Origin of the sequence: Streptomyces sp. BK239, from assembly GCF_004217285.1 — a bacterium.
In the GTDB taxonomy this organism is placed as follows: Bacteria; Actinomycetota; Actinomycetes; order Streptomycetales; family Streptomycetaceae; genus Streptomyces.
The window spans coordinates 450,921-463,300 of sequence record NZ_SHKS01000004.1 but is presented as its reverse complement, the minus strand read 5'-3'; the positions used below and the strand labels follow the sequence as shown (position 1 = coordinate 463,300).

The window sequence follows — 12,380 nt, the reverse complement described above, 5'->3', positions numbered from 1 at the left end:
GCCAGATTTACGTCCTGCGGTCAGGACTTTACGCCCTGAGGCGCAGCAAGCTGGAGTCATGACGAGTGCAGCCCTCCGCAGCAGGGCGTGGAAACTGCTGGAGATGGTCACGACGCCGCTGCTGCCGTCGGACTACCTCGACCTGGTCAGCCCGCTGCGTGCGGGCGCCGACCTGCGTGGGCGCATCGAGGCCGTGCACCCCGAGACGGATGACGCCGCGACTGTGGTGATCAGGCCGGGACGGGGCTGGCGCGGCCACACGGCCGGTCAGTACGTGCGGATCGGGGTCGACGTCGACGGGGTGCGCCTGTGGCGTGCCTACTCCATCACCTCGCCGACGAACCGCCGGGACGGCCGCGTCACGATCACCGTGAAGGCGATCCCGGACGGCAAGGTCAGCAACCACCTGGTGCGCAGGGTGAAACCGGGCACGCTGATCCAGCTCGACCAGGCGACCGGCGACTTCGTGCTGCCGCGGGCCAAGCCCGCCAAGGTGCTCTACCTGACGGCCGGCAGCGGCATCACGCCTGTGATGGGCATGCTGCGCGACACCGAGTTCGACGACGTCGTCATGGTCCACTGCGCGCCGCAGCCGCACGACGTGATCTTCCGCAACGAGCTGCACGAGCTGGTCGCGGACAAGAAGCTGCGGCTCACCGAGGTGCACACCGACACGGACGGCGTGCTCGACATCGCCCGTCTCGACGAACTCGTGCCCGACTGGGCCGAGCGCGAGACGTGGGCTTGCGGGCCCGCGGGCCTGCTCGACGCCGCCGAAAAGCACTGGGCCGGGCACGGGGTCCAGGAACGCCTGCACACCGAACGCTTCCGCCCCGGCATCGTCGTGGCCGGCGAAGGCGGCGAGGTCACGTTCAGCACCACCGGCAAGACCGTCGACGCGGACGGCGCCACGCCGTTGCTGGACGTCGGCGAGGAGGCCGGTGTGCTCATGCCCTCCGGGTGCCGCATGGGCATCTGCTTCGGCTGCATCACCCCGCTCAAGGCGGGCGCCGTCCGCGACCTGCGCACCGGCGAGATCACCGAGGCCGAGCCGGGCGTCCTCATCCAGACCTGCGTGTCCGCCGCGGCGGGCCCGTGCGACATCGAACGGTAGGAGCACTTTGACCGCCATCGACCCCACCGCCCACCTGACCGCGGAGCAGATCGAGGAGCTCGGCCGCGAACTCGACGCGATCCGCGACGAGGTGATCGCCGGCCGCGGCGAGAAGGACGCCGCCTACATCCGCAAGGTCATCTCGGCGCAGCGCAAGCTGGAGCTGGTCAGCAGGGGCGTGCTGCTGTTCTCGCTCTTCCCGCCCGCGTGGGTGATCGGCACCGCCGGTCTGTCCGTGGCGAAGATCATGGACAACATGGAGATCGGCCACAACATCCTGCACGGGCAGTGGGACTGGATGCGGGACCCGAAGATCCACTCCACCACCTGGGAATGGGATCACGTCTCGCCGGCCGACCAGTGGAAGCACTCGCACAACGAGCTGCACCACGCGTACACCAACGTGATCGGCAAGGACAACGACCTCGGCTACGGCATCATGCGCGTCGACGAGGACCAGAAGTGGCACCCGTTCCACCTCGGCCAGCCGCTGTGGAACTTCATCAACGCCTGCTTCTTCGAGTACGGCATCGCGGCCTACGACCTGGAGCTCGGCAAGAACCTGAACAAGCGCCGCCGCAAGAACCCGGAGTTCCGGGCGCGGGCCAGGGCCGTGGGCCGCAAGATCCGCAAGCAGGTGCTCAAGGACTACGTGATCCACCCGCTCCTGTCGGGCCCGTCGTTCCTCCCCACGCTCGCCGCCACGTTCACCGCGAACCTGGTGCGCAACCTCTGGTCCCACTCGGTGATCATGTGCGGGCACTTCCCCGAGGGCGTCCAGGTCTTCGAGCGCCGGTCGATCAAGGGCGAGACGCGCGGCCAGTGGTACCTGCGCCAGATGATGGGCTCGGCGAACATCAGCGGCAGCAAGGCCATGCACTTCATGACCGGCAACCTGTCCCACCAGATCGAGCACCACCTGTTCCCGGACCTGCCGAGCAACCGGTACGCCGAGGTCGCGGTGAAGGTGCGCGCGCTGTTCGAGAAGTACGAGCTGGAGTACGTCACCGGGCCTCTGCCCAAGCAGGTGTTCTCGGCGTGGCGCAAGGTCTTCCGCCTCTCGCTGCCGAACAGGAAGCCTGGCGTCAGGACACCGGACCGCGAGCCGGAGCTCGTCGCGGCCTGATTCCCGGTACCGGTTCAGATCCTTCCGCCGTGCCGGCGGCACCGCCGGGTCCGGTGAGATCCGTAGCGGACGGTGAGATCTGTAGGGGACGGTGAGCTCCGTCGCGGACGGTGAGATCCGTGGCGGACGCTGGGCGACCGCGACGGACCGTACGACACGTGATCCGCGGCAGTCCGGTACCCGGCTGCGCTGCCCGGACGTGCGCCACAAGCGCAGCACACAGCCCCGACGAGGTGTTACAGCGCGCTGACCTGCCGCGGTCGGGCCGGCAGTCGGGGCTCGCCGAGCGCTGCTTCCCCCTCCTGCTGAGCAGGATGGGGGAGGACGGTGGTGGCGCGGGCTTCACTGGGCGGCCGGGGCCGCCCACTCGACGAACTGGACGATCACGCCGTTGGGGTCGGTGATCTGGAAGAGGCGTTCGCCCCAGGGCTCCTCGCGCAGAGGCATGGTGATGTCCACGCCCGCGGCCCGCAGGCGCGCCTCCTCGTCCTTGATGCCGGTGGTGGTGAAAGCGACGATCAGGCCGGAGGCGTGCTGGTCGCGCTGGTCCACGGGCAGTACCTGAGTGCCGCGGGCGAGCAGGACTATGTCGACCGCGGCGTCTGAGCGCGTCAGGGAGGCGAAGCCGTCGGCGGCGGCCTGTTCGGTGTAGCCCAGGTGGGTGGTGAAGAACTGCCGGGAGGCCTCGATGTCGTCGACGGTGAGCGACAGGGTGGAGGCGGTGATCTGCAAGGCGTTTCTCCTCAGGGTTCGGGACGGGGCGGTTGCGAAGGCCGGTGGGGTGCAGGTCAGTTGCCGTAGCGCCGCGGCAGATTGCGGGCCGGCGGCGGGACCCGTCGAACGGGTGTGGCGGACGCCTGGAAGAACGGACGCCGGTTGCCACGTCGCTGTGCGAGGGACCGGCTGTCGCCGACCAGGGTCGGACCGCCGGCCAGGGCCGGAAAGGGGAGGGAGACAGGGCGGGGCTCAGGCATGAGCGCTCTCCGTTCTTTGCTCCGTAGAAACTTTACGACGGACGTAAACTTAGTCCGAGGGTGCCGCCGGTGTCAACATAAAAATGCTACGGGCGTAAGATTGCGTCATGGCTACTGACATCAGCTCATCCGCGCCCCCTGTCGGCCTGCGGGAAGCGAAGAAGCAGGAGACGCGGCAACTCATCTCCGACCACGCCACCCGCCTGTTCATCGCCCAGGGCTTCGAGCAGACCACCATCGCCGAGATCGCCGCCGCGGCACGGGTCGCCAAGAAGACCGTGACCAACTACTTCTCCCGCAAGGAGGACCTGGCCCTGGACCACCAGGACGTCTTCATCGCCTCCCTGGCACACACCGTGACCACCCGTCGAGCCGGCGAGAGCGCCCTGGCCGCCCTGCGCCGCGCCTTCATCGACGCCGGCACCGCCGCCGAACCGGTCGCCGGGTTCTCCGGCCCCGCTTTCGCCCGCATGATCGCCGACAGCCCCACCCTCTCCGCCCGACTGCGCGATCTGCACGACCTCCGTGAGGCAGCCCTGGCCGACGCCCTTGTCGAGGCCACCGGCGCACCCCGTGACGACATCACCCCCCGCGCCGCCGCCGCCCTGCTCGGCGCCGTGCACCGCACCCTGTTCCAGCGCATCCAGGAACTCACTCTCGCCGGCCAGGACAACGCCCGCATCTCAGCCACCATCACCGCGGAGGCGAGCAAAGCCTTCGACCTGCTGGAGCCCTCACTCGCCCACTACGCCGCCGCCTGATCCGACCGCCCGGCGGAGAAGAAGGGGCCGTCGATTCAAGGCCTGTGGCTGGAGGCGGTCGGGCACCCCGTCCAGTGCGACGCCGGCTCCCGGTCCAGGACGTTGCCGACGATGCAGCCGCCCGGAGATTCGGGGTCTGCCTGATCTGCGTCGCCCCGCCGACCGCTTCTTGGCGGCGGGGCGAAGTGCTGTGAAGTGGCTTGTGCGGGTGGGTGCTCGCGGCGTGCGGGTGAGGTGGGCGGTCGATGCGAGCGAGGTTGATCTGGCTCCGGTGAGCTGTTTTGTTGCGGCTCCGCGGTCGGCGTTGGACACTCATTGCGAGTGCAGTGGTGTGACTCGAAACGCGAAGCGTTCGCGTCCAGGAGTGATCGCCATGGCCAAGACGCAACCTCCCCCGCTTACTGTCGTACAGCCCGGGGAGGGGACCGAGGTCGACATCGGACCCATCGGGGTGGTCTTCAAACTCTGGGGCGCCGACACCGACGGCGCGCTGTCCGTCGTGGAACACCCCTTTCCTGTGGGGGCGCTCGTGCCGCCGCACCTGCACACACGGGAAGACGAGTACTCGATCGTCACTGAGGGCGAGATCGGCTTCCGCTCCGGCGACCGCGAGGCCGTCCTCGGCCCTGGTGGGTACATCACGAAGCCGCGCGGCGAGCTGCACACGATGTGGAACGCCGGACCGGTCCCGGCCCGCATGATCGAGGTGATCACTCCCGCCGGGTTCGAGCACTTCTTCCGCGAACTGGCCGAACTGGTGTCCGCCGGGCCGCCGGAGCCCGACGCGGTCGCCGAGCTCGCCAAGAACTACGGCCTGGCCTTCGGCCGGCCTGCCTGGCTGCCTGGCATCGTCGAGCGGTTCGGGCTCAATCCGCCGCCGGGAACAGAGCAACGCTGAGCCGCTGTCCCTGACTGGTGGCCCCGGATCACCGACGTACAGGCCCCTCCCCTGCCCGTGCGACACGTCTCGGACGGCCCCGGCCCCCGGATCACCGGAGCAACCTACGGGCCTGCACCTGAGCGGCGTTGTCCTGCGGCCGGCGTCCCGACTCGGATCTCCCCGTCCTCGTAGGACGAGCTGATCGTCAGCCCCGCCACCCCTCCCGTAATCCCCTTGCGTAATGGTCAAGAATCGTTGACCATTGCTCGCATGCCTGCCGAGGATCTCCCCGAGACGCTTCACGTCACCACGGACGACCAGCTGCGCGCCGTCTCCAATCTCACGCGCCACCGGATCATGGCCGTGCTCCGCTTCGAGCCTGCGACGATCACGCAGATCGCCGAGCGGGTGGGCCTTGCGAAGGGGAGTTCCAGCTATCACGTGCGACTGCTGGAGCGGGCCGGCTTGGTGAAGGTGGTACGGACGCGGAAGGTGCGGGGCGTCACCGAGCGGTACTACGCGATGGCCGCACGGTCGATCGTGCTGCCGGATCCGGGCGAGGGAGGGCCGGACGTGCTGATGCGGCACGCGGTGGCGGACCTGGAGGCGTCGCCGGCGGATGGCGAGCGGCACGTACGGATGGCGCATCTGCGGCTCACCGAGGAGCAGTTCGCGCAGCTGGGGGCGCGGCTGGAGGCGCTGGCGGACGAGTACCGGGAGCTGTCCGATCCGTCGCTGCCGGACGCGTCGCTCGTCTTCGCGCTGTTCCACCCGGCACCCCGCGTGCAGGCCGACGGGGCCGCCAAGTGACTACCTCGGACGTTCGGAAGTTACCGGCCGGGTTCGGACGGCTGTGGACTGCGCAGACCGTGTCCTCGCTCGGCGACGGGGTGTCGCATGCCGCGCTGCCGCTGATCGCGCTGACGTTGACGCGGGAGCCGATGGCGCTCGCCGTCGTCACGGCCGCCGGGACGCTGCCGTGGCTGCTCTTCGGGGTGGTCGGCGGGGCGCTGGTGGACCGCTGGGACCGTCGGCGCACGATGTGGGTCGCGGACGCGGTGCGTGCGGTGCTGCTCGCGATACCGGCGGCAGCGGCCGCGCTCGATGCGCTGAGTATCCCGCTGCTCGCGGCCGTCGCCTTCCTGCTCGGCCTGGGCGGACTCTTCTTCGATACGGCCGCCACGGCCTATCTGCCGGATCTGCTCGGCCGGGACCCCGCACTCCTGGAGCGCGCCAACTCTCGCTTGCGCGGCGCCCAGACCGCCATGTCCGGCTTCGCGGGTCCGCCTGCGGGCAGTGCGCTGCTCGCACTCGGGCGGGCGGTTCCACTGATCGCCGACGCCGTGTCGTTCATGCTCTCCGCACTGCTCGTACGGTCGCTTCCCGCCATGCCCCGACCCGTGCCCGAGGTCCGAGAGTCACTGCTTCGTCAGGCGCGGGCGGGAGCCTCGTACGTCTTCCGGGACCGGGTCCTGCTCGGGCTGGCGCTCCGCCCGGCGGTCGGGAACGTCGCCTTCATCGCCGTGGAGACCGTCCTCGCCCTCTTCGCGCACGACCGCCTCGGCATCGACACCTACGGCTTCGGCCTGCTTCTCGCGGCTGAGGCCACCGGCGGTCTGCTCGGTGCGGGCATCGCCACCTGCCTCGGCCGACGACTCGGCACCGGCACCGCACTGACCTGCACGGCCGCCGTCGAGGGGCTTGCCGTCCTGGGACTGGCCGCTGCCCCGAACCCGTACGTGGCCGGGCTGGCGCTCGCCGTCTGCGGGGCCGCCATGGGGTCAACGATGGTGCTCGGGCCCTCCCTACGGCAGGCGATCGTCCCGGCCCACCTCATGGGCCGGGTCGCCTCCACCTCCCGCATGCTGGCCATGTGCGCCGCCCCCATCGGGGCCTTCCTCGGCGGCTGGCTGGCCACCGCCTACGACATCCGCACCCCGCTCTACGCAGCCGCCGCCCTCCTCCTGGCGATGACGGCCGTCACGGCGTCCATGACCAGCAACCGCCGGGTCGAAGCAGCGCTGCGTGCCGCCGCACCGGCCGACGGCCCGACCCACCCGGCAGCCAACGACCCCGCCCCGGTACCTGCGCCGCACTCGTTGTGATGCGGGCGCAGGCCCTGGCCGTGACCGCCTGCTCTGAACATCTGGCTCGCCGGCGGCGGCAAGCCCGCCTCCGCGCTCCGCGACCGGTCGGAAAGTCACATGCTCCGCCGGACAGGACCTGGTTCGACCTCACCGGCTTCCTGCCGGCCGCACGCCGCGACTCCGACTGCGGCGTCAACACCGCCACCTGCACGAGGAAATGACATGAGAGCACTCGCCACCCCGTCACTGCTGGCGGCCACTGTGGCCACAGGCCTGATGGCCGGTCTTTTCGCCGCCTTCTCCTACGCCGTCATGCCCGGCCTGCGTCGCAGTGACGACCGCACGTTCGTCACCGCGATGCAGCAGATCAACAAGGCGATCCTCAACGGATGGTTCATGACGTGCTTTTCAGGGGCGATCGCGGCGATCGGCCTTGCCGCCGCCGCCCTTTGGACGCGCGGCGACCGGAGGGCCTTCGCGTTCGTCGTCGCTGCCCTGGTGCTGTACCTGGCGATGTTCGTCATCACCGCGGCCGTCAACGTACCGCTCAACGACAAACTGGCCGCCGCCGGTCGGCCGGACCGCATCCGCGACATCGCCTCCGTGCGGCAGCAGTTCGAACCCGGCTGGGTCGCCTGGAACATCGTCCGCGCCGTGGTCTCCACCGGCGCCTTCGGCTGCCTGGCCTGGGCCCTGGTCCTGCACGGTCGCTCCTCCCACTGAATCCGCTCGGCAGTGACTGAGCCCGGGACGTGAGCATTCGTACTCAGGCCCCGGGCCACCGTTCACGGAAGTCTGGAGGCATGAACTCGCCCTACGCAGAACCCCAGCCCGTCGTGCCGCGCGTATCCGGAGCGGCCGTCACCGGCGCGGTGCTGGCCTGTGGCGCCTGCCGGTTCTTCGCTCGGGTCAAGCACCACAGTGAACAGGCATGCGCGACGACAGACGGCTTCTGCTTCACCTGGTGGGATTTGACCGTCATCCCCCTCACGTTCACGACGGCACTGATCACTCTGCTCGCCGTCTACAAGCGACTGGGCATCAGGCCACGGCTCGCGGTCATCCCGCCGACGCTCGTACTGGCTCCGATCCCCCTGGCCGCCACGCAGACCAACGCCGGCTGGTGGGCTGCCGCCCTCACGGGCGGAGCGTGGGCGTCCCTCCTCGCGCTGGCCGCCTGGAGCCGCTACAGGCTCCTGGGGCTCTCCGCCGCGGCCGCACTCCTTCTCGCATCCCTTGTCGTTCTGTACCGCTGACCGACTGCGCATACCGAAGGCCTCGCTGGTGGTGGGAGACACCGGTTGAACACGCCTTCAGCTCGGGCGGACGTCGGCGGGATCGTCGCGCCGCGGTGTCACCCGCCCTGCTCGGGGTCGAGCACGGCCTGGATGGCCGGGGCCAGCCCGCTTTCGATGTCGTCCGGTGTCAGGGTGGTCACCGCCGGGAGGCGCAGCAGGTAGCGAGTGAGCCCGAGGCCGGGGAGTAGCGCGGAGACGAGGCCCGCGCGCTGTGCGGCGACTTCCGTGCCCAGGGCGTCCGGTTTCCTTCCTCCGGCCCTGGCCCGTTCGAGCCCGCTCAGGCGGCGGGCAATCGCCCAGCGGCCGGAGGCGACGGATTCGTCGAGTATCCGAAGGCCCGGTTCCAAGCGCTCGTCTTTCACGGTCGACGGCGGCAGGACCCTGGCGACTTCACGGGTCAAAACCGGGAGCTGGGTCCGCGGGGAACCTGCCGTTGTGCTCGAGGGCTTCCACACGTCGTGATCGGGGCGTATGAGCGTCACAGCCATGGGTGTCCCGTACCCGCCGATGTACTTGGACAGGCAGACGACCCGCAGCTCCGGGGCCGGGGCACCGAGGCCGACCTGGCCGACGAGGTGAAGCCATCGGTGCGGGCGAGCGCGCCTTCGGCGCAGAACGGGCGTGCAGCACGTCTGAACTCAGAGGGTGGGATCGTCGAACTGCTCGAACAGAACCTCCGCCGGTGTGCTGACCTTGGCGACGGTGGACGGGCCGCCCCCGAGAGGTTGTTCGGCCCAGATGACCTTGCCACGGGATGTGTACCGCGTTCCCCATCGCTGAGCGTGCTGGGCCACAAGGAACAGCCCCCGCCCACCCTCGTCCGTGGTGGCCGCCCGGCGAAGACGCGGCGAGACACTGCTGCCGTCGGACACCTCGCAGGTCAAAGAGCGCCCGTGCAGGAGTCGTACCCTGATCGGTGGTGATCCGTACCGGATCGCGTTCGTGACCAACTCGCTGATGATCAGTTCCGTGTTGAACTCGATCTCCTCCTCCCTCCACTCACGCAACTTCTCCCTGCAGTGCGCCCGAACCGAGGCGACCGCCGCAGGATCCGGCTGCACGTCCCACTCCGCCAGACCCGGCGGCGGGAACACCCTGGTGCGCGCGATCAGCAGTGCGATGTCATCGGAGGGGTGTCTCGGCACCATCGCGTCGACCACCGCCTGACAGGTCTCCTCGGGCGTGCATTCCGCCCCGGCCAGCTCCAACGTCCGACGCAGCCCGGCCAGCCCGACGTCGATGTCGCGGGTGCGGTCCTGCACCAGCCCGTCGGTGTACAGCACCAGTCGTGAGTCCTCGGGCAGGTGCAGTTCACGGGTTTCGAAGGGGTGGCCGCCCAGTCCGAGTGGGGGAGATGCCGGCACGTCCGCACAGGTGACGGTCCCGTCAGGGTGCACCACCACCAGGTCGGGGTGTCCGGCACGGGCCGCCGTGCACGCTCCTGCTATCGGGTCGTAGATCGCGTACAGACACGTCGCTCCCGTCACCCCCTCCCCCTCGTGCGCTTCCGTGGCCTCGCCGGCGCTCTCCTCGTGGTCCATACGCACGACCAGGTCGTCCAAGTACCCGAGCGCCTCGTCCACGGGGAGGTCCAGCGCGGAGAGGTTCTGTACGGCGGTGCGCAGCCGCCCCATCGTCGCCGCGGCGTGCAATCCGTGACCGACGACGTCACCGATCACCAGCGCCACTCGCCCGCCCGGCAGCGCGATGAGATCGAACCAGTCCCCGCCCACCCCTGCCTCCGCCGGCAGATACCGCCAGGCCACCGCCAGTGCGTCCTGCTCCGGCTGCCCCCGCGGCAGCAGACTCCGCTGCAACGTCACCGCCATCGTGTGCTCGCGGGTGAACCGTCGCGCGTTGTCGACAGCCACCGCCGCCCGCGCTGCCAACTCCTCCAAGAAGGACAGGTCCTCCTGCTCGAACGCCGGCGAATCCCCCATCCGGTAGAAGTTCGCCACGCCCAGCGGAACACCTCGCGCCTGCAGGGGCACGGTCACCAGCGAATGCACCCCCAGCTCCAGCGCCCCGCGCGTGCGATCCGGGTTCTGCTCCTGCCACGCCCGCGCGTGTCGCAGGTCCGCCTCCAGCACCGCCAAGCCCCGCTCCAACGCCCGCATCTGCGGCGTCGCCGGGAAGAGCGGGACCTTTTCGCCCACCGGGTACAGCGGGAAAGCCTGCTGCTCGCCGCTGATTGCCGCACGCCGCAGTTGTCGCCATTTCTCCGCCGTCGGTTCATGCCCTTCCAGCACCGCATCCAGCAGATCGACCGTGACGACGTCGGCGAACCGCGGTACCGCCACCTGAGCAAGGTCCTGAGCCGTACTCACCACATCCAGCTTCGTCCCGATCCGCACCCCCGACTCATAGAGCAGATCCAGGCGCCCCCGGGCTGCCTTTGCCCGCCCCGACACCACCGCGAGTTCCGTGGTGTCCCGCAACGACACCACGCTGCCTCCCCGGACCCGATGCGGGAACGTGGGCCGCTTGTTCACCGCCAGCAACCGGCCCTCCACCACGTACACCTCGTCCGTGACCGACTCCCCCGACGCCAGCATGCGCGTGATCTCCACCGGCAGACCCAGCTCACGCACATGCCGTCCCTCCACGTCCACCGGCAGACCCAGCAGCCGCTTCCCCTCATCGTTGGCCAGCAGCAACCGTCCGTCGGCGTCGGTGATCAGCACCCCTTCTCGCACCGCGTGCAGGACCGCGACGTGGTGCTCGTACATGCGCGTGATCTCGGCCGGGCCCAGGCCATGGGTTTCCCGCCGCAGCCGCCGGGACACCAGAACCGTCCCGCCGGCAGCCAGGGCCAGAGCGGCCGCGCCGGCACCCAAGGTGATCGGCAGCTGCGGCATCCACAGTCTCGCCACGTTCCTGACCGTGATCCCGGCGGACACCAGGCCGACGACCTCGCCGCCGGCACCGGTCACGGGGACCACTGCCTGGACGGCCGTTCCCCGACCCGCCGGCAGGGGCGGCCCGCCCGCCTCCTCGATGGTGGTGCGGCCTTCCAACGACGGTTGAATGGTGCCGACGAACTTCTTCCCGATCTCTTCCGGGTACGGGTACGTATAGCGAATCCCGTTGGTGTCCATGACGACGATGAAGTCCACACCCGCCCTCTTACGAGCCGCTTCCGCACGCGGCTGCAGCACCACCGTCGGGTTCGGGCTGCGCAACGCCTCTACGACGCCTGGGGCCTCCGCGAACGCCTGGGCTGCGACGACCGATTCCCGACGCCCGTGCTGCAGCGCGTCACGGGCAGCCTGAAGCACAACAGAGATCACCCCGGCCGCGACCAGCAGCACGACGATCAGGATCTCGATGAGGAACACCCGCCCGGCGACGCTGCGCGGGTTCAGCAGGGACTCGCGACGATCACGTGGCTGCCCGGCAGACGGATGGCGCGACGGCTTCCGATGCAGCCAGGAAGGTGCCTTCGCGATTGCGTTCATGGCGTCCGCTCCGGTTCGGCGAGACATCACCAGCGTATGCGCGCGTAGGCACGCCCGTCGCTACGGTGCCGGGAGAACAGGCGGTGAAAGTCGGCGCACGGCATTGAGCTCATGGGCCAGGGCGGAAACCCCGTCCCCAGCCGCACCCGCTCCCGCCTCTCCTCCTCGGCGGGCGTCAGCTCGCCCCATTGCGCGTACCGCGCACAGTCGTACCCTGGAAAAGACCATGGTTTTCTGTTCTGGCGGCCCCTGTTGACAGCTGTTCACAGCGGCGGTTGTTGATGGGAAAGGCACTTCCGTCGGCCGGCCCCTGACGCTGCGGTCGAGGGAAGTGTTGCCGCGAAGGAATGTTGTCGATCCAGTCGGCCGGATCAGCCGACAGCCCAAACGCCACGGTCAAGGTGGGCGATCATTTAGCTGTGTTCCGACCTCAGCTCCCACGGCAGTCCATGAAAGTGCGTGGACCTCGTTCATGTGGTTCAGCGCGCTGCGTCGACTGCTCTGATTTGGCAAGGGACCCAACTGATGGGGAACTCTTACGACGTCCTGACCACTGATCCGGGGGACTCCCTGGCCGGTCTCGCCGAATGCGAGCAACGCTTCGCGGGGGTGCTGGCCGACATCGTGGGCACCGACCACGTGTCCGTCGACAGTCACTTCTTCGACGACCTCGGCGCCGACT

12 protein-coding genes are annotated in these 12,380 nt (G+C 69.4%); 9 read left to right on the top strand and 3 right to left on the bottom strand.

The window, feature by feature from the left end; genetic code table 11:
• The first annotated feature begins 58 nt into the window (after positions 1-58).
• The 3 genes from EV567_RS15500 (at position 59) to EV567_RS28620 (ending at position 2,490) form a co-directional block, all read left to right on the top strand.
• Positions 59-1,114, top strand: a complete 1,056-nt coding sequence (locus EV567_RS15500) for a ferredoxin reductase (RefSeq protein ID WP_130440301.1) — start codon at positions 59-61, stop codon at positions 1,112-1,114.
• A gap of 7 nt (positions 1,115-1,121) precedes the next feature.
• Complete coding sequence (locus EV567_RS15495; protein ID WP_130440299.1) at positions 1,122-2,240, top strand: acyl-CoA desaturase; 1,119 nt, start codon at positions 1,122-1,124, stop codon at positions 2,238-2,240.
• A gap of 91 nt (positions 2,241-2,331) precedes the next feature.
• On the top strand, positions 2,332-2,490 hold the full coding sequence (locus EV567_RS28620) for a DUF6207 family protein (RefSeq protein WP_242620822.1): 159 nt from the start codon (positions 2,332-2,334) through the stop codon (positions 2,488-2,490).
• Between the two features lie 92 nt (positions 2,491-2,582).
• On the opposite strand, the gene EV567_RS15490 is transcribed toward EV567_RS28620, so the two are convergent.
• Entirely contained in the window at positions 2,583-2,972 is a 390-nt protein-coding gene (locus EV567_RS15490; protein WP_130440297.1) for a VOC family protein, read from the bottom strand.
• Positions 2,973-3,321: 349 nt separating this feature from the next.
• On the opposite strand from EV567_RS15490, the gene EV567_RS15485 reads away from it, so the two are divergent.
• The 6 genes from EV567_RS15485 to EV567_RS15460 all read left to right on the top strand — a co-directional run bounded on the left by EV567_RS15485 (position 3,322) and on the right by EV567_RS15460 (position 8,198).
• A complete protein-coding gene (locus tag EV567_RS15485; protein WP_130440295.1) occupies positions 3,322-3,975 on the top strand; it encodes a TetR/AcrR family transcriptional regulator in 654 nt (217 codons plus the stop codon).
• 373 nt (positions 3,976-4,348) lie between these two features.
• Positions 4,349-4,873, top strand: a complete 525-nt coding sequence (locus tag EV567_RS15480) for a cupin domain-containing protein (protein WP_130440293.1) — start codon at positions 4,349-4,351, stop codon at positions 4,871-4,873.
• 252 nt (positions 4,874-5,125) lie between these two features.
• The gene (locus EV567_RS15475; RefSeq protein WP_130440291.1) at positions 5,126-5,665 is read left to right on the top strand and encodes a transcriptional regulator; all 540 of its coding nucleotides are present in this window, start codon (positions 5,126-5,128) and stop codon (positions 5,663-5,665) included.
• Positions 5,662-6,960: an MFS transporter gene (locus EV567_RS15470; RefSeq protein WP_130440289.1), complete on the top strand. Its 1,299-nt coding sequence runs from the start codon at positions 5,662-5,664 to the stop codon at positions 6,958-6,960. The genes EV567_RS15475 and EV567_RS15470 overlap by 4 nt, the downstream gene beginning before the upstream one ends.
• A 204-nt stretch (positions 6,961-7,164) precedes the next feature.
• Positions 7,165-7,665, top strand: a complete 501-nt coding sequence (locus EV567_RS15465) for a DUF1772 domain-containing protein (RefSeq protein WP_130440287.1) — start codon at positions 7,165-7,167, stop codon at positions 7,663-7,665.
• An 80-nt stretch (positions 7,666-7,745) separates the two neighbouring features.
• Complete coding sequence (locus EV567_RS15460; protein WP_130440285.1) at positions 7,746-8,198, top strand: hypothetical protein; 453 nt, start codon at positions 7,746-7,748, stop codon at positions 8,196-8,198.
• A 98-nt stretch (positions 8,199-8,296) separates the two neighbouring features.
• On the opposite strand, the gene EV567_RS28190 is transcribed toward EV567_RS15460, so the two are convergent.
• Positions 8,297-8,587 carry a hypothetical protein gene (locus EV567_RS28190; protein ID WP_242620821.1) on the bottom strand — a complete coding sequence of 97 codons (291 nt, stop codon included), beginning with the start codon at positions 8,585-8,587 and terminating at the stop codon, positions 8,297-8,299.
• A 291-nt stretch (positions 8,588-8,878) separates the two neighbouring features.
• Positions 8,879-11,698, bottom strand: a complete 2,820-nt coding sequence (locus tag EV567_RS15450; RefSeq protein ID WP_130440283.1) for a SpoIIE family protein phosphatase/ATP-binding protein — start codon at positions 11,696-11,698, stop codon at positions 8,879-8,881.
• Positions 11,699-12,380 lie beyond the last annotated feature (682 nt).